Genomic DNA, 18,064 nt, shown 5'->3' with positions numbered 1-18,064 from the left:
AGCGGCTCCTGCATCTCATCAATCCCACGCATCGCACTCATCGCCTAATCTCATGAACACGATATCCATAACGCCTGTCCTTCAAACCCCGTTTACACGGGACCCAAATTCAACAGCCTGCTAGGCCGCGCTCGGTAGTGGTCACTCGCTGAGCGCGGGACACCACGCGTTGCGGACCATCTATAACAGCCCAGTACCCACCAACCCACTGACGAGCGAACGGCCGTTGTATCTTGGACGCGGCCATTGAGATAACGCCGGGTCGAAGGGCTGTTGTGGGTCGATATGCGGCCGCCGCGAAGAGGGGGCCCCTACGATCATCTCGCGAAAGTCCGTTGGGGAAGATCGGGGGATCGGGTGGTTCTATCGCACAGGTGACGGGTCGCCATCTGCAACGACCCTGCGGATCGAAGCCCGATGCGGTTTCATGGCATTATCGTACGCACCTTGACACTACCGCAGGAGCTTACGCCATGGCGACTTATATCGTCTTCACGAAGGAAAGCACGCAGGATCAGCGTGAGCTCGACATCTACCAAAGGAATGTGAGCGAGACGTTCAAAGGTCATCCTGTCAGGATTCTCGCTGCCTACGGACCTCAACAGGTTCTTGAGGGCGAAGCGCCAGAGGGCGTCGTGATCGTGGAGTTTCCGTCGACTGCGGCCGCGCGTGCGTGGTACGACAGCCCGGCGTATCAGGAAGTCGCGCAGCACCGGTTCAAGGGCGCGCGCTATCGCGCCGTTCTCGTCGAAGGCGTGTAACAAAAAGGCGGCGACGCTCAGGCCCGTGGAGCTCAGCGGGCCTCGGCCTATGACTGAGGCGGCAGGAGAGAGTCTGTGTTCTGTCCGCAAGCACACATCGCGCGTTGCCTGTGGCAGGCGTCTGAAGGTTCATTGCGCGTCGGCCGGCATTCGGCCAAAAACGGTCAATCGACGCGGACGCCTGAATCGTGGACAATCCGTCGACATCAAGCCGGACGGCCCATGATGAACTGGGAGGCGAGATTATATATTTCCTCGGCCCATTGTTGACTGTCGGATTACGCGTGAGATTGAGCGGGACTCTTGTAGTTCCTTGTTTGTGTCCTCGTCTATTTCAGCTCCCAACAGCTCACCGGTTGCTACTATGGCATCGGTGATAGCTAGCAGTTCGACAATAGCGAAAAATACAATTGGCATAACTCATTCATCAACAGCCCAATGAAAAACAACTTCACGTTCAACGATGATCATATCTTTTCGGTCGACGTTTCCCACGACGAGCTTGGGCAAATCGGGCCTGCCAGCTTGACGTTTGGACCAAAGCAAGCCATTTTGCTCAAATTCAAACATGGTGCATTTGGGAAATTAGAAGCGGGGAAGAAATATGATCGGTTGACTGCGACCGTACAGGACGGTCAGGTGTTTACGCTCTTCAACTGCGAGCTTCATTTCATCGCCGTCGACGCCGATTACATAGTTGCGGGTGACACAGCGGATGCGTTTGACTTAGCCGAAATCGAGATGACCCAAGTTACCAACTGGTTCTTCCAGTTTCAGCGAATCGCGGGAGACGTCGGGACCTCAGTCGAATGGAAAAACCGGCCTTCCAACGTCTCTGCGGACGTAACGTCGCCACTAGGCGACTTTTCGCTTGCTATCACACCCTATACGGAGCTGATTGCAATTACTGACGGAAACGAAATTCGAGACTCTGCGGTTTTATCAATTGAAAATTCTCAATGTGATTTCACGCTCTGCAACTTTCGCTCGATCATTACCAGTCTTTGCACCCTGTTCTCCATCTTACTTGCACAACCAGTTTCTGTAATCTCTGTCCGCGTTAGAAGCAAGAGCGGACAAGGTCTCGCCCTTTACTTTCCTCACTATGAAAAAATCGAGGATACCGACAACCGCCTTGACGGTCGGATGCGATTTCTCCTGAAACGACATCTATTCGATGGGAACTGGCAAACCATAGCTCAGTCTTTTTTCAACTCTGACTTACGAGATCCAAGCTGGCTTCGACTTTCGTCGATGAAGCGTTATCAGGATTTTTGGGAGTACAAGGTCGCCGCGTATGTTTTCATTCTCGACTCATACGTAGAATCTAAAACAAAAGCACTACCCAAGAAAGCCAAAAAATCCACGACATACAAAATTGACACGCTTAAAGCGCGTATGCAGGCATTGCACTCGACGCTGACCCAACAACAGAACGACGAGTTTGTTGCACTCGCGACCGAGATTTTCGGGACGAAGGATCATACTTTCCGTGAGAAGTATCAGCACGTCGTGTCGCAAGTTGATGCGAATGTGATTAAGATCGTAAATCTGACGGACGACAATTTCACAGACTTGAAGCGATTTAGAGATGACGTAGCGCACGGGAATCCGCTAAACGTTGATGGCGCACTTTCCTCACACATTCCTCAACTTACGGATAAGCTGTCACTACTTCTCACCTATTTTGCGTTCCTAGACTTTGGTCTGACTTCGCAAGATTTTATTGCATGCTTGTCACAAAACTGGAACCGAATCGTCCTGAATTCCGAAATCAATCAATCACATCTTGACCGCGTTAACGAAAGCGCAGAGTTCATTACCGTGTCGGCGGAAACGCTTGAACTATTCAAGAAAAAAACGAAAATGAAAGCATTTTGTTGTTTCGACATTACACCCGGTGCCGAACCAACATTCTCAGAACATCACACCGATCTTTACTACAAGCAACTGTTCGTGAAGAAACCACTAGGCGCGTCACAAGACCCCAATGACTTTTTCCAGCTAGCCGACAAAAAAGTGCGGACTGTTGGCAAGCTCTACTTTGAACATGGCGATGACCGCCTTCAACTGAATCACGTCTTCTTGTTCGAGTGACGTGTTAATCGGATTTTTTCGTACTGTTTCACTGTCATCCCACGAGCGGTCAGTCGGTGTCAACGTCTAGACCGTTGACAATTGCCTCGCGTCAAGTGAAACGCTGACGGCCTCTCAACTATACCGCTACGGCTTTAAGACTTTGATGGACGAACCGTAACGATCTTGACCTGCTTCTGCCGGACCATGGCGAAAGAGTCGAACGCAGCTCTTGCCTTGAACACCTTTACTGGCTGCTTTGGCGTTTTGATCAGGGCGGCAAAATCAGCCACCGAAGCGTCGCACCTTGCACCGAGGATCACCTCGCGCAGTGTGATGTTCGGATCAAAGTTCAGGTAGTACTTCCCGTCCTCCGGCGCGCGCTCGTCAAGCCGAGCGAATATCCGCCATTCATGCTCGTACTCCCAGTCCTTGAACTTCGTTGTAAGGACCGCCGTGAGTTCGTCCAACGTCATTCGACCTCGCCCCAAGCCGTCGAGCAATCCGGTCAGGCGTTCCGCCTTGTACCTGACGGGAAGCAGGTGACCACCTTCCACTACGTCAAACCCTAAGCAAACCCCCTTGTGCTTGTGTCCGTAGTGCGCCCACATCACCGGGCTTCTCCACGACATCCCTGTGCATAACAGACCTATAGTTTTTGTTCAATGAACGAATAAAACTTTGAATAACTTCCTCGCCAGTTTCTCACCAATCGACGCCCCCAAGAGTTCAAACGGGTCATTCAGTTCATCGAAGGTCGACAACTTGAAACGCTGCTCTAGAATGATCTTCTTTGCCCACTTTTCTTCGGTCAAGTAATAGAGGCGCATTTGTATCGAGATATAGAGGGATGGTGGTTGCTCAGTGTGAGCGAGCACGCTTCAAGCGCGTTTTTGTTGGAGGCACAGCTCGTTGCTTGTCTAGCTTTGGAGCTTCAGAAGTTTCAGGCATGGTCTTTGGGAACGTGGGCCTTAGCCAGGCGTCAATATCATCACGAGGCTACAGGGCCATCGTCACGAAAGGCGCGGTTCATGTTGTGCGGCGCCACGGCTTCATGGGTGGATAAAGGCGACAGGTGCTCAATGTCGAATTTCACAACCTTGCCTATCTTAATGTCATCAACCTCACGCCTCTCCAGGATGTCGCGCAGCAGGCTGTCAGGATCAGCTATCTCATATTTCAGCTTTTTCCACTCTTCCTTGAGGATCAACTTCGCGAAGCTCGATGCCGAATCTAGCTCCCCCTTTATGCTGTCATAAATCGCCCGGTTGTCGTAGCTATCCTTGATGGCTTGCACCGCGAGATCGGCCAGATGCCGTCGCAGGTTGAAAATCGCAACCAGCACCATCGTATGCAGCCCCTCGTCGGGGTTTAAGCGCAACATGACGCGCATGAGGAGCTGATAGTGTTCGCCATCACGCGCAGAGATACTCGTGAGAAAGGTTTCGCGCATGTCACTGTTGTGACGCAGCACATCGAGAGGATCAGCACCGGGGTGTTCGTCCCATTCCTCCGCCATCTTGAACAACAGACGCTTCCAGCCTTCTGTCAGTTCTGTGGTGAGGGCGAGGTAGTGGGAGAGGTCGGTGCGCAGGTCGTCAATCCATTTTTGGCGCTTCTCAGCGATGAAGGTGGACGCCGAGCGCGCCGTGGCAAGGCGTTGCACGTCGAGCGTCTCTTTGCCGTGCCGAATAAGCTGGCTGCGATTCTTGGTAGCAATGTAGAGGCTTGCACCGACACCGACGATGGCGGTGGCTGACGTGCCGATGATTTGCCATGCGGCTGCGTGAAGACTCATGAACGGGGCGGGTGATACCCGAACGGGCGACTCTCCAATATAACCTAATCGCGGGGCGGCTCCAGCTCCACGGAATCGTCATCGTTGGCGCGAGACAACGCCCGCAGCTCGTTGCGACGAAACCAACGCACTGTCCTTGAGAGCGATTGGGATTTAGCCGTCCATCCAGTTCGTGGACGATGAATGACTGTTTTCGATAAGCCCGAGTGACCGCTTGGGGGTCGTCCTGAGCCGGCCGCCGTCGGGCTCTGTCCGTTTAGGGTTGTTCGATGCCTGCCATCGTCCGCAGGAATGTGACCGCGCCACCGTGCGTTGCTGGCAGGCGTCGAACGAGCCTCGATGGAGGAAACCGCGGAGTGCTGCGGTACGGTGGGAGTTCTGGAGGCTATGGCGATTGATAAACCGGGATGGCCCGCAATGTTGCTGGATGCCTGGTGCGGTGGGATTCTGCATGTGCGTTGACGCAGTGATGAAGCGGTGCCGTGGCGCAGTTGTGGTGGCAAAGCGGACGTGCGAGGGACTGCGCGAGGCGACAGGCGCAGACGTCCGCTCGTGGGCCGCGTTGCCGCAAAGCCGACGGTCGGGTTGGAGGTGCAGGAAGCGTTACGCTCATGTCTCGCCTCGCCACATGGGTGGTGCGCGAATGTCCGTCGCCAAGTTTCATTTTCACCCGCATCGCTGCTTAGACGGTGTTAGGAACTTCGAAGTACTGGGATTGCATGGACAAGCATAAGCATGGCGAAGACGACAAAATGCAGACCTGCGAGTGTTTCGGGCAAGCGTTCGTAGTCACGTGCGAGGCGTCGAAAGCGGTTGAGCCATCCGAAGCTGCGCTCGACTACCCATCGCCGTGGCAACAGCACGAAACCCTTTTTCGCTTCATCGAGCTTTATCACCTAAAGATCAATTCCCTGAGCGCGCGCGGCCTGCGCAGGATCTTCGCCCGTGTAACCCTGGTCGGCAAAGGCCACTTTCACGGTTTCTCCCGTTGCCTGCTGCACCTGGCGCGCCAGCTCCGCCACCTGTGCCCGTTCCTGCTCGTTGGCTGGTGTCACGTGTACGGCGAGCAACTGACCCAGCGTGTCGACCGCCATATGCACCTTGCTGCCACGCTTGCGCTTGTAGCCGTCGTAGCCTGCGCGTGGCCCGCTCTCACATGTCGATTGCAACGTACGGCCATCAAGGATGATCGCGCTGGGTTGCCCCTGCCGCCCCTGCGCCACCCGGACGATCGAACGAAGATCACTCACCATGCATTCGAAACAGCCGGCCGCCAGCCATCGTTGCGTCTGTTGATACACGAGTTCCCACGGCGGAAAGTTAGTCGGCAGCATTCGCCACGCAGCCCCAGCGCGAGCCATCCAGCGCAACGCATTGAACATCTCGCGCAACTCATATTTACGCTGTGGTGCGCTCTCATCCATCAACGTCAGATACGCTGCCACGAAGCTCCATTCTTCGTCTGACACGTCTGTCGGGTAGGCTTTACGCTTCTCTCTTGTCATGCCTCCAGGGTACCAGGTTTGACCGGAAGTTCCTAACACCCGAATCCTCTATGCTTCGGGCGCAGATTTCAGGCGCCAGGCGTCCGACCAGTGGGTGGCGGGCACAACCGAAAAGAACGGCAACACGATACGCATGACTGGCCTCACGAACGAGGTCACCGAGCAACTCGCGGCACTGGCGGCCGACCATGGCGTTGGGATGAGCGTTGAGGGTGTGCGGCGCTGTTCTCCCGTGCGCGCAGAAGAGCTTGCTCCCGGGCAGCTCCGATTCATCGCGTGGCTGCGGAAGGAGCACCCGAAGGCGCTGGCTGGCGCCCGTTTCGCCTGACACTGGCGGTGGGGCTGCTTTTCGCCCGGCCGTGGCCGGTGATGGGCGCGGCGCTCCCGGCGCCGGCCCGCCATGCAACTGGGTTCAGCCTTACGAGGACAGCACGCCGAGCTGCCTGAGAAAGCCTTCGGCCGCCGCGAGCGCGGCCTCTGTGCGAGCGCTGCGGATCTGATCGCGCAGCGTGCGCGCCAGTTGGACGTCAGCGTCGCTCACGTTCGCGGGGCGATTTCCCGGTAGCGAGATCACCTTCGCAAAACCCCTGTTGAGGGAATCGATGCGTTCATAGAGCGCCGCTCGGGCATGGGCTGCCAAAACTTCACGCGTATGCGCTTCTGCGCCTTCAACCGCTTCGTCCATTGCCTTCGGGCTTAGTGTGTCGTCGTTACTCACAAATGTTTCCTCTTTGGTATTTAAAATCGCACAAAGCACCCGTCACCCTAATGAGCTTCCCTCGGTTTTTCGCCTTCCATCGGTCCCGAGTTATGCAGCGGCATCCTTGGTCTGCTGAGCTTTGATCCAGTTCCGAAGGAACCGCTCCGGAGAAACCAGGCCGAGCGACGAATGACGACGACTGCGGTTGTAGAACACTTCGCTGTATTCGAACAGATCGGCCTTCGCGTCCTGATGCGTCCGGTAGCGCGTGGCGTGAACCCGTTCGTTTTTCAAGCTGTTGAAGAAGCTTTCCGTCGGCGCGTTGTCCCAACAATTTCCTTTGCGACTGATCGAGCAGCGCATGCCGTAAGCGGCCAGCTTGCGCTGGAATTCGTGACCCGCGTACTGACTGCCCCTGTCAGAATGGCACAGCGCGCCTGGGGCGGGGACGGCGGCGGAACCAGGCCATCGTCAGTGCGTCCGTCACGAGATCGGCCGTCGTGCGCGGCTTGATCGACCAGCCCACCACTTCCCGGTTGAACAGGTCGAGCACCACGGCCAGGTAGAGCCAGCCCTCGTCGGTCCAGATGTACGTGATGTCCGAGCTGAACACCTGGTTCGGCTCGGTAGGCGTGAACTCGCAATTCAACAGATTCGGCGCCACCGGTAGCTTGTGCTTCGAGTCGGTTGTTACCCGGTAGCGGCGCTTGTACCGGGCCCGGATGCCGTTCTCACGCATCAGCCGTTCCACGCGTTCCTTGCTGACCGGAAAGCCGCGATCACGGATTTCCCCGGCCATACGTGGCGAACCGTAGGCCCCTTGACCTCGGCGTGCACCGTCCGAATCAGCGTCAGCAATTGCGTGTGTCCGTCAGTCGCTTTCGTCCCGGCTTGCCGGCGCGCTTCCGGGCCGGGAGTTGACAACTCTACTTCACCAACGGTGACGACTTTGCTTCGCTCTACGAACGTGGAACTGGAGTTGTGATGAGCGCTGGTTGGGCCTCCCTTCAGATTTCCAGCCGGTATCCGACGCCGTACACCGAGACGATTGGCTCGCTCTCAGGTCGCACGGTCTGCAGTTTGCGGCGCAGGTTCTTGATATGGCTGTCGACGGTGCGGTCGGTGACCACGCGGTGGTCTTCGTACAGATTGTTCAGCAGGTAGTCGCGGGGAAAGATGCGTCCGGGCGATTTCATAAGCAACACCAGCAGACGCAATTCGAGCGGCGTGAGCTTGAGTTCCTTGCCGTCGAGCAGTGCATGATGAAACTGCTCGTCGACATCGAGCCCGTGCGGTACTTGCTGCGCGCCGGTCCGGGAAGCAACCGCGGGCGCTGCGCGCCGCAGGATCGCCTTCACGCGGGCCACCACTTCGCGTGGGCTGAACGGCTTGCAGACATAATCGTCGGCGCCGATTTCGAGCCCCAGCAGCCGGTCGATTTCGTCGATGCGCGCGGTCAGGATGATTACGGGCAGCGCCGAAAATTGCCGTAGCTCGCGGCAGATATCCATGCCGTTGCGCCCCGGCAGCATGAGGTCGAGCAGCATCAGCGACGGTGGCGTCGCGCGAATGAACGGCATCACGGCCTGTCCGTCGGCGATGATCGTAGTCGTGAAGTCGTCCAGACGCAGATAGTCTTCGAGTACGGCGGCGAGCTTAGGTTCGTCCTCAACGATCAGGATGTTTGAACTGTGCGCTTCGTTCATCACATCAGCCTCCTTCCGGCGGAAAGCGCGCGGTGATCCAGACGCCGCCGAGCGGCGAAGGCCTGGCGGCGATCGTACCGCCATGGGCCGTCGCGATAGCGCGGCACAGTGACAGGCCGAGACCCGCGCCGCCGCTCTGACGGCTGCGCGATTCGTCCACGCGGTAAAAGCGATCGAACAGATGCGCGAGCGCGGCCTCCGGCACGCCGGGCAGCGAGTCCTGCACTTCGAGTTGCCAGCCTTGGCCGCTCTCTGAAAGCGATACGCGCACATGGCCGCCGGGGTCGGTATAACGCAGCGAGTTTTGCAGCAGGTTCTTCAGCAACTGGACGAAGCGCCCGGAATCGACCGCGAACGTCTCGTCGGCGATGGCCTGCATACAGCTGAATTCGACCGCGATCTGTTTTGCCTTGAACGATTCGCGCATTGCGTCGAGCGATGCGCGGGCAAGCTCCGCAACGTGCGTGGGCGTCTTGTAATAGCTGAGCGCGCCAACGTCGCTCAGGGAAAGCTCGTACAGGTCCTGAATGAGCTTGTTGAGCATATTGACTTCGGTTTGCAGGGACTTGAGCGAGTCGCGATCGAATTCATGCACGCCGTCTTCAATCGCTTCGAGCTCGCCGCGCAGCACGGCAAGCGGCGTGCGCAGCTCGTGCGAAATGTCCGCGATCAGGTTGCGTCGCGAGCGTTCGGCTTGTTGCAGCGAATCCGCCAATAAGTTGAAGTCCGACGCGAGCCGGCCCAGTTCATCGCGCCGGCCGGCCGGAACCCGCGCGCTGTAGTCGCCGCCGGCAAGGCTATGGGTCGCGTTCATCAGGCGCTTGACCGGCGCAAGAACGATGCGGGCGAGCATTAGCGCGACGATCGCCGCGAGCACGACGGCAACGCCCGCGATCTGCCACGTGGCGCGCATCTGCTGCGCCTGGAAGGCAATGTCTGCGGCATCCGAAAGGGTGTCCGGTCCGTTGATGGCGAGCCAGCCGACTATCTTGCCGTTATAGACGACGGGCTTCATGGCGCTGTCCGGCGCGGGCTCGCGTGCGCTGCTCGCCACCAGTTCGTGATTGGAGTCGAACAGCGCGACCGGCGGACCGCCGGGCGGAAGACTGCCGCTCATGCCGTCGTACGGCCGCGGAAGCGGCGATCTCGCATAGGCGCTGTCACTATCGCTCGCGCGAGGGCGGTCGCGCTCCCTCATGATGGCGGAGTCCGCCGGCGGCGCTGGCGGCAACCGCATGCCCCAGTGCGGACCTTCCGATGGGCCAGTCAGCGGCCCGAGCAGTTGCTGCACGCTGCCGCTGCCGGGAAACGTCTGCCAGCTCGGCCTCTTGCCGATTTGCGCGGCGTCGATTTCCTCGCGTAAGGCTTCATGGATCGCCGCGTCCAGCAGCGCGCGCCATGCATCCGGATGATCATGCAGGAAATTCCAGTTGCCGTGGGTGGCATATTCATTCGTCACTTTTGCCATCACGGCCTTCATGCGCCCTGCATCGCGCTCGCGAACATAGTGCAAAAAGCCGTTCTCGAAGCTCACGCGTACCGCGTAGCCCATCGTCAGTGAAATGACGAGGCAGGCGATCAAGACTGCAAGAAACATTTTCCCGGTGATGCCGAAGCGCATCTTCATCGGGCCGTGCCGTGCGCGCGACAACGACGTGTATAGCCGACCGACAGGTTGGGTGTGAAGAGGGGCGCTTTGCATGGGTGTATTCTAGATGATTGGCGTGTGGCATTACATGTGCCGGGAAATCTCCACAACTTCTCCATTCTTTCTTCGTCGTGGCTGCGCGATTGATATGTACGATCGTGTGGCCCTGATATGAACTCCGCAAAAAGGCGGCAAACGGCACTTCATTCACTAGTGGGGACCTTCCATGCAAGTCTCGTCAAACGTGAGCGGCGCCGCTTCACGCGATTACCAGTCCGGCCGGAAGACGGCCGCCGACACGGCAATTGGCACGAAACCCGCGAAAGGCGTCAACGCGCCGGCGGATGCCGGCAAGAACGTGATGAAGGTGCGTGGCTGCCGCATTTCGGCGCCGATCGCGGCGTTGTGGGGCGAGTGGTGCCGGATTGTCGAGTGGATCAACGCGAACGACGAGTACTCGTGCATGGCCGTGCCGGGCGACGCGACCGAAGCCGAGATCCGGCAGCGGGTGCGCACGCATCGCAACGGCCAGCGTCACACGTTGACGGACGATCCGGATTTGCCTCAGCAACGGGTGCGTCTACGGCGTGCGTGAGCGCAGCCGCGTTTTCGATTTCATGCGAGGCCAGCTGTTTGCAGGAGATGGAGTGCGGACGCGGCACAACCCCGGCTGTCGCGGTCGCGGACGATTACCGGGCGTTCTTCGTCCTGCTTCGGCGACGGCACGAACATGAAGCCGCGTCCGCGCAATGTCTGGATAAACTTCGGGCTCGACGGGTTGTCCTCGATCAGAGTACGCAGGCGGCAGACCGCAACGTCGAGGCTGTTGTTCTGGCTCTCGGATCTTCCCAGCTGACTATTGACCATCGGGCGCGTCAGCAGGCGCATCGGGTTGCTCGCGAAAAGCTTGAGCAACGCGAACTCGCTGGAGCGCAGCGCGATTTCAGCGCCGTTCCTGATCAGACGCCGTGTCGCGAAGTCTATTTCGTAGTCGCCGAACGATATTTTCTCGCGCATCTCGGGGGCGTCGCACAGCGTTCGGTTGGCGCGTTGCACGGCACGCCTGATCCGGGCGGTCAGTTCATGAAGGTCGACCGGGTCGACGATGTAATCGTCTGCGCCCAGTTCGAACAGAACAATTTTATCGACCACTTCGTCTGATTTGCTCAGCACAAAAACCGGCATCTCGTAGCCGGCTTGTCGCAAGCGCCGCAGCGCGTCGCGTTCGCCCTGCATCGGTGCTTCGGCGCGTATGAGAATCGCCGACGGGCATTCGAGCTCCAGGCGGTTCATCAATTGCGCCGCGCTATACAGCACCGACATCGCGATCTGGCTCATTTGAAGCTGAGCGCGCAATTGGTCCCGGACCGTTTGGTCCGGCTCAACGACAAGAAGACTGATAGTCATGAACCTGTTTCCCCTCAACTGAAATCGACGGACGCGCTGTTTGCGGCGCTTGCATCGAGAATCCCCGGACGTCGCGCGCGCCGCGGAGCCGATGCCTCGATGATGAGTCGATGATAGGGAGGAAGGGCGCAGCAATGATGGTGAAATTAAGGAAATTGTGTGGAGGCGTGTGAAGGATGGCTAAAGTTTCCCATGCAGTGAGCGCAAAACTTCCGCATTTGAGCGCCGGTTTCGCGGCCGCCACGATACGCGCGCGCAGGGGCTCGGCCAGCACCAGTGACATGAGCGAACCTGGCAGTGGGGAATGCCTGAGGGACGCGTCGAGCGTTGCGCTGAGGCCAGTTTTGCGGCGCCCACGCAGGGCGGCGACGCCCGGCACGCAGAGCAGCTATTGCACCCCAGCCGCTTACAGTTGGAGGGGCGTCGCGGGTGTCATATTGCCGCTCATTTGTGCTTAGGCAGGGCCCGTTGCGTAACACAAAGAAACGAACTCGAATTAGATTCATTCCGCCCATGACCTAGACTGCGTGTGTGTGGCATGCCCATCGTCCGCTTTTCGTTGCGACGAACTGCATCTACATGCGTTGTCCGTGTTAGGTCGAATAGCTAATGCAATATAGAGTATTAAGTAGATTTATTGAATAAGGGAAATAGCGTGTACGAATCGATGACATTGGACCTTTTCGACTATGCTGATGTACCGGTGCTCCGTTTCACCATTGCAGATAGATCTTGTCTGCTACAAACATCCGCCGTGGACGAGCTGATTCAGCAGTCAATTGCCTTGCGCGGCCGTCTCGATCCTCAGCAGCCTCGGGAACCCGTCAAATCGTCAAACTATCCTCTCGAGATGGACCCATGCTGGTATGTCGAATATTCGCCGCTACTGGGACCCGTCCTTCTCCTGCGGCATCAGGGAGCGGGATGGATAGCCTATTCGTTTCCGACGGAGAGTGTCGAAGGGCTTTGCAAGGCGTTAATAGTAAAACCGCCCAGTGTCGTGCCCGGCTCCATGATCAACTGATGGTATTCCCATTGCGACTTTCAGATAGTCGCTATGGGCGTCTACGCTGCTCGCACAGTCGAGCCGCCCCAACCGCGTTGTAATCTTTCGGATCCTTTCCGTGTGAAATGACACGCTCGACCAACGTGCAATGATTGGTCACGTGGCCTTGAACTTGGTCTGTTCACGCATCGCAGGCGTGTGAGTAAAGCGGGGTAAGCAACTGGTAACTCGCAGAGTGTTCGCACCGTATATCTTGACTCTCATCTTCGATCAAGTGGCAGGAGCACATGATGATGAGAGTCGTCTTTCCCGGTTTCTACGCTGCAATGATTCGAGCAGCTGCATATATCTCCATTGCTAAAAGGCGGAGGGCCAACGAAGAGCGCGGATCGGAGAACGTGTGCGTGCATGTCGCCCTGTGCGACCACGGTAATTCGTCAGGGTTCGAATGGCATATGAATGAATTGCAACCTCAAGGCGGGTACGCACCTCGCGCGATGACGCAACCACCCGTCTTTACTGGCTACGCAAAGGTTCGTCAAACGGTGGGTTACGCCGCTAACCCGGCGTCCGAACTCGCATCGTGGGAGCGAGGCGGCAGCGTTGCACAGAGCGACGTGTCTCGGGAGAGCCGCTGATGACGATCGGGAGGCGGGCGCTTAGGCTCGCGTTGAAGAGTTGGACTCCCATCATGGTGAATGTTCTGACCATGCCTCTTTCGCATGCGGCAACGCCATTCGTCGTCCGCGATATTCGCGTCGACGGACTGCAGCACATCGAATCGAGTACGGTCTACTCCTATATACCCATCAAGCGCGGCGACAGATTCACGGATGAATCAGCTTCGGCTATCGTCCGTCAACTCTACGCAACGGGATTCTTTGCGGACGTGAAGGTTTCCGCTGACGGGGACGTGGTCGTCGTGCAGGTGGCGGAGCGGCCAGCTATCGCTACGATTGATTTTGCCGGCATACATGAGTTCGACAAAGACAATCTGATCAAGGCGCTCAAGAGCGTCAAGCTGTTCGCTGGCGCGTATTACGACAAGGCGTTGATCGATAATGCCGAGCAGGAACTGAAACGTCAATACCTGACACGCGGTTACTATGCAGCCGACGTGACGACTACGATTTCGCCTCTCGACCGAAATCGGGTTGGTGTATTGTTCTCGGTTGTCGAAGGTCCGAGTGCAAAAATTCGCCAGATCAACTTCGTCGGCAATCACGTATTTGACGATCGGACGTTGAACGATGAGATGCAGGAATCGGCGCCGAACTGGTTCTCGTGGTACACGAAGAGCGACCTCTACACGAAGGACAAGCTGGCCGGCGACCTCGACAATATCCGCAACTTCTATCTTGACCGCGGGTACCTCGAATTCACCATCGAGTCGACACAGGTTCAGCTCACGCCCGACAGGAAGGAGATGTACCTCACTGTCTCCGTGCATGAGGGTCAACCATACACCGTTTCCAGCATCCGGCTCGATGGCAATCTGCTGGATCGAAAAGCGGAACTGGAAAAACTTGTCACCATCAAGGCAGGCGAACTCTTTTCCGCACAAAAACTTCAGGCGACAACGAAAGCCATAGTTCAAAAGCTGGGGGATTATGGTTATGCGTTCGCGATGGTCAATGCCGTCCCGCAAATCGATCAGGAGCATCACCGGGTCGACTTGACACTGAAGGTCGATCCGAGCCGTCGCGTCTATATTCGCCATGTCACCATTGAAGGTAACACCCGTACACGCGACGAAGTCGTGCGGCGCGAGATGCGTCAGATGGAGGATGCCTGGTTCGACTCGTCCCGCCTTGTGCTTTCGAAAGACAGGATCAACCGGCTTGGCTATTTCACCGACGTCGAAGTGACGACCGTGCCGGTTGAAGGGACACCCGACCAGGCCGACATCGTTGTAAAAGTCACGGAAAAGCCAACGGGCAGTTTGACGCTGGGATTGGGCTACGGTTCGGGTGAGGGACCGATCATTTCTGCGGGTGTGTCTCAGGACAATGTGTTTGGTTCCGGCACCAGCCTGGCGCTGAATGTGAACACGTCCTCGACCGCGCGAGCGCTTTCCGTTTCCCAGACCGACCCTTACTTTACGATCGACGGCATCAAACGCATCACCGACGCCTACTACCGGACCGCTTATCCGCTGTACTACTCATCGACCACGGACACGAGTTTTCGCGTCATTACATTTGGTGCGGACACCAAATTCGGTATTCCTTTCTCCGAATCCGACATGGTTTATTTCGGCCTCGGGCTGGAGCAAAACCGCCTCGACGTCGATTCAACCACGCCGCAAAGCTACATTGACTACGTCAATCAGTTTGGTCGCGTGTCGAACAATGTGCCGGTGAGCGTCGGCTGGTCGCGCGACAACCGGGATAGCGCGCTTGTGCCAAGCCGCGGCTACTATATGCAGGCCAACGCCGAGTACGGTACGCCGATAGCCACGACGACATACTACAAGGGGGACGTTCAGGCCCAATACTATTACTCGTTTGCACGTGGGTTTGTCCTTGGCCTCAATTTTCAGGGTGGCTATGGAAACGGACTGGACGGCAAGCCGTACCCGATCTTCAAGAACTACTATGCCGGCGGGATCGGTTCAGTCAGAGGCTATGAACCAGGCTCGCTCGGGCCTCGCGACGTGACGACCGGTGATCCGATCGGCGGATCGAGGATGCTCGTCGGCAATATCGAAACGACGTTCCCGCTGCCCGGTACGGGATATGACCGTACGTTGCGCGTATTTGCGTTCGTTGACGGCGGCAATGTCTGGGGCAACGAGGGCAGCAGTGTGGGCGCGAATGGCTTGCGCTACAGCTATGGAGTGGGTTTTGAGTGGATATCGCCGATTGGCCCGCTCAAGCTCAACTATGCGCTTCCGATTGTCCGGCATGCCGGCGACCAGTATCAGAAGTTCCAGTTTCAGATCGGAACGTCCTTCTAGAAACGCGGATGGCTGTGCGCTCCATATCCGGATGGGCAGTCGATTCCGTGCTCGCGCCCCTTTGCTGCGTCGTGTCGCTGGTCCAGCGTGCGCCAGTCGTGCGTCGCGTGCGCTCGTGGATCCTCAGAAGGTCGCTCGATGTCCTGTTCCTGCTGCCTGTATGCATGAGTCACGTGTATGCGCAATCCAGCAGCGTAGCCGCGCAGCCGGAACAGACGAACGACCCATGGAGCCTGTTGCTCGCGCCGCAGCTTGACGAACACCCGCCCGTGCCAGACGTTTCGGCCGCGACTTTCGGTCTCGGTAGCGAAGTCACGGGCACATACGATGCGGATCTGTCACTGCAGGGAAGTGCTGAGTTGCGTCGTGCCACTTCTATCGTACAGGCTGACGCGATCCATTACGACGTAGACCGGGACGTCGCGGATGCATTCGGCCACGTGGTGCTGACTCGCGACGGAAATCAGTTTGTCGGACCCTCCGCGCATCTCCGCGTGGATGCGAACGAAGGCATGATGACGACGCCGCGATACCATTTCATCCTGAGCGACGGCAGGGGCAGCGGTTCCCTCGTTGAGCTGCACGACGATCAGCAAGAAACGCTTTACGACGGCACGTATACTACGTGCCAGTGTGTCGACGATCCAACGTGGTATGTACATGCGTCGCGGCTCGAGCTCGACAATGCGCAAAACAACGGCGTCGCGCATAACGGCGTTCTGTTTTTCCTCGGCGTACCGATCTTCGCGTCGCCGTGGTTGCCTTTTCCCCTCGACGGAACACGTCGAAGCGGCATTCTGCCGCCTACGTTCTCGGTTAGCTCGACGAATGGCTACGATGTCGCGGTGCCCGTCTACTTCAATCTCGCGCCGAACTATGACTTGACACTCACACCACGGCTGATGTCGAAACGCGGCGTGATGTTGACGACCGAATATCGTTATCTGACGCCGTTGTATTCGGGGTCGCTGTCATTTGCCTACCTTCCGCACGATGCATTGACGAATACCGACCGTTACTCGATTTCCTTTCAGCATCAACAGACACTGGGTGCAGGTTTCTCTGCCTACGTGAACTACCATCGCGTTTCAGATGCGAATGTGACGACGGACCTCGCGAATTCGAGCTCGGTGGTGGTCGGCAGCCAAAGCCTGTTCCAGCAGGAAGCGGGCGTTGCTTTCAACAACGGACCTTGGTCCGTGCTGACGCGCGTGCAGTACTGGCAGTCGTTCTCCGATACGACTCCGCCGTATAACCGGGAGCCGGAAGTGAACGTCAAGTACGCGCGCTACGATGTCGATGGCTTCGACTTCGGCGCGACATGGAACGCAACGCGCTTAACGATCCCGGTTGCAAATTCGACGCAAGGCGGGCGGCTTCTGTTCGACCCCTATGTCACCTATGCGTTCGGGCAGCCCGGCTGGTATGCGATACCCAAACTGCAGTGGCATGTTGCTTCGTACGACCTGAGCTCGATCGGCGCGGATGCGCCGTCGGGCCAACCGAAGACGTTCAGCTTCAACGTGCCGACGCTATCGTTCGATTCCGGTATGACGTTCGAGCGCAATGTGAATCTCTTCGGTGTCGGTCTGATCCAGACGCTGGAACCTCGGCTCTATTACGTTTACACACCGTACCGAAACCAGAATTACGCACCGACCTTCGACACCGCGCCACTCGACTTCGGCCTCGCTGAGGTTTTCACAAGCAATCGCTTTGTCGGCGGCGACCGCGTATCGGATATGAACCGCATTACGGCGGGACTCACCACGCGCTTCGTCGATGCCGCGAACGGTAATGAGTTGGCACGCTTTGTACTCGCGCAGGAATACTACTTCCGGACCACGCAGGTGACTATGACAGGCGATTCGCCGCCGACGGTTGGCCCGTCGAATCTTATCGCTGGCGACTCGCTGAACATCGGCGCCGTGTCGGTTCAGCAAGGGATCGAATACAACCAGTCCAGCGAGGAGTTCACGCAAGCGACGATAGGCGTTGGGTGGAAGCGCGCCGATGGCAAGATCCTCAACGCGGCGTACCTGTACGCGAGAGCCAACGCGACACTCGACAACGAGACGGAGAATCAGGTTTTGCTCTCGGGGCAGTGGCCAATGACGCGGCGCCTGTCTGGTGTCGGCCAGATCGACTACGATATCGTCAGTCATCGGGTGCTCGCGGGGTTGATTGGCCTGCAATACCAAGCTGACTGTTGGGGCGTTAGCCTTGCCCTTCAAAAGTACACGAACATCAGTTCGACAACGACACCCACTACAGGCACGCGCGTCCTGATGCAACTGCAACTCAATGGTTTGAGCCACATTGATAATGGATTGCAGCAACAGTTCCGTGCAAGTATTCCAGGCTATTCGGTCGCGCCAACCGCATTGCCTGAATCGCGCTTCTCCAACTATCCGTAATTTGCCAAGCGACCGTTCGAGCGACTTTCAAGGGCTCGCCCAACCCCATTCCGGACGAGACCGGCTTTTGCGCGCGTCGAG

General features: G+C 57.6%; 12 protein-coding genes and 2 pseudogenes. 5 read left to right on the top strand and 9 right to left on the bottom strand.

Annotated elements, in window-relative coordinates; translation table 11 throughout:
• The first annotated feature begins 473 nt into the window (after nucleotides 1-473).
• Together ABQJ48_RS32845 and ABQJ48_RS32840 are read left to right on the top strand one after the other, a co-directional pair.
• The gene (locus ABQJ48_RS32845; RefSeq protein WP_367842092.1) at nucleotides 474-761 is read left to right on the top strand and encodes a DUF1330 domain-containing protein; all 288 of its coding nucleotides are present in this window, start codon (nucleotides 474-476) and stop codon (nucleotides 759-761) included.
• Between the two features lie 438 nt (nucleotides 762-1,199).
• On the top strand, nucleotides 1,200-2,858 hold the full coding sequence (locus ABQJ48_RS32840; protein WP_367842091.1) for an ApeA N-terminal domain 1-containing protein: 1,659 nt from the start codon (nucleotides 1,200-1,202) through the stop codon (nucleotides 2,856-2,858).
• Between the two features lie 134 nt (nucleotides 2,859-2,992).
• Here ABQJ48_RS32840 and ABQJ48_RS32835 read toward each other — a convergent pair whose 3' ends face one another.
• The 7 genes and pseudogenes from ABQJ48_RS32835 to ABQJ48_RS32805 all read right to left on the bottom strand — a co-directional run bounded on the left by ABQJ48_RS32835 (nucleotide 2,993) and on the right by ABQJ48_RS32805 (nucleotide 10,248).
• Nucleotides 2,993-3,448 carry a DUF2971 domain-containing protein gene (locus ABQJ48_RS32835; protein WP_367842090.1) on the bottom strand — a complete coding sequence of 152 codons (456 nt, stop codon included), beginning with the start codon at nucleotides 3,446-3,448 and terminating at the stop codon, nucleotides 2,993-2,995.
• 380 nt (nucleotides 3,449-3,828) lie between these two features.
• Entirely contained in the window at nucleotides 3,829-4,635 is an 807-nt protein-coding gene (locus tag ABQJ48_RS32830) for a hypothetical protein (protein WP_367842089.1), read from the bottom strand.
• Nucleotides 4,636-5,327: 692 nt separating this feature from the next.
• Nucleotides 5,328-6,140, bottom strand: a pseudogene (locus ABQJ48_RS32825) (IS5 family transposase).
• A 418-nt stretch (nucleotides 6,141-6,558) separates the two neighbouring features.
• Nucleotides 6,559-6,858, bottom strand: coding sequence for a hypothetical protein (locus tag ABQJ48_RS32820; protein WP_367842088.1), 300 nt, complete (start codon nucleotides 6,856-6,858; stop codon nucleotides 6,559-6,561).
• A 90-nt stretch (nucleotides 6,859-6,948) separates the two neighbouring features.
• A pseudogene (locus ABQJ48_RS32815) lies at nucleotides 6,949-7,751 on the bottom strand (IS3 family transposase); the annotation flags it as partial.
• 96 nt (nucleotides 7,752-7,847) lie between these two features.
• Nucleotides 7,848-8,546, bottom strand: coding sequence for a response regulator (locus tag ABQJ48_RS32810; RefSeq protein WP_367842087.1), 699 nt, complete (start codon nucleotides 8,544-8,546; stop codon nucleotides 7,848-7,850).
• Between the two features lie 4 nt (nucleotides 8,547-8,550).
• Nucleotides 8,551-10,248 carry an ATP-binding protein gene (locus ABQJ48_RS32805; protein ID WP_367842086.1) on the bottom strand — a complete coding sequence of 566 codons (1,698 nt, stop codon included), beginning with the start codon at nucleotides 10,246-10,248 and terminating at the stop codon, nucleotides 8,551-8,553.
• A gap of 172 nt (nucleotides 10,249-10,420) precedes the next feature.
• Here ABQJ48_RS32805 and ABQJ48_RS32800 point away from each other — a divergent pair, with 172 nt between their 5' ends.
• On the top strand, nucleotides 10,421-10,789 hold the full coding sequence (locus tag ABQJ48_RS32800) for a DUF2866 domain-containing protein (RefSeq protein ID WP_367842085.1): 369 nt from the start codon (nucleotides 10,421-10,423) through the stop codon (nucleotides 10,787-10,789).
• 20 nt (nucleotides 10,790-10,809) lie between these two features.
• Here ABQJ48_RS32800 and ABQJ48_RS32795 read toward each other — a convergent pair whose 3' ends face one another.
• Both ABQJ48_RS32795 and ABQJ48_RS32790 read right to left on the bottom strand, forming a co-directional pair.
• On the bottom strand, nucleotides 10,810-11,532 hold the full coding sequence (locus ABQJ48_RS32795) for a winged helix-turn-helix domain-containing protein (protein WP_367842094.1): 723 nt from the start codon (nucleotides 11,530-11,532) through the stop codon (nucleotides 10,810-10,812).
• A gap of 43 nt (nucleotides 11,533-11,575) precedes the next feature.
• Nucleotides 11,576-11,884 carry a hypothetical protein gene (locus ABQJ48_RS32790; RefSeq protein WP_367842095.1) on the bottom strand — a complete coding sequence of 103 codons (309 nt, stop codon included), beginning with the start codon at nucleotides 11,882-11,884 and terminating at the stop codon, nucleotides 11,576-11,578.
• A gap of 1,414 nt (nucleotides 11,885-13,298) precedes the next feature.
• Between ABQJ48_RS32790 and bamA the strand changes: the two genes are divergently transcribed.
• Together bamA and ABQJ48_RS32780 are read left to right on the top strand one after the other, a co-directional pair.
• Complete coding sequence (gene bamA / locus ABQJ48_RS32785) at nucleotides 13,299-15,566, top strand: outer membrane protein assembly factor BamA (RefSeq protein WP_473094223.1); 2,268 nt, start codon at nucleotides 13,299-13,301, stop codon at nucleotides 15,564-15,566.
• A gap of 14 nt (nucleotides 15,567-15,580) precedes the next feature.
• Nucleotides 15,581-17,983 (top strand): LPS-assembly protein LptD, encoded by a 2,403-nt coding sequence (locus ABQJ48_RS32780; RefSeq protein ID WP_367842084.1) that lies wholly within the window; start codon nucleotides 15,581-15,583, stop codon nucleotides 17,981-17,983.
• Nucleotides 17,984-18,064: the final 81 nt, after the last annotated feature.

The organism is Paraburkholderia suaedae, from assembly GCF_040812055.1.
Classification (GTDB): Bacteria; Pseudomonadota; Gammaproteobacteria; order Burkholderiales; family Burkholderiaceae; genus Paraburkholderia.
Note: the sequence above shows the minus strand (reverse complement) of the source record. Positions and strands in the feature narration are given on the sequence as shown.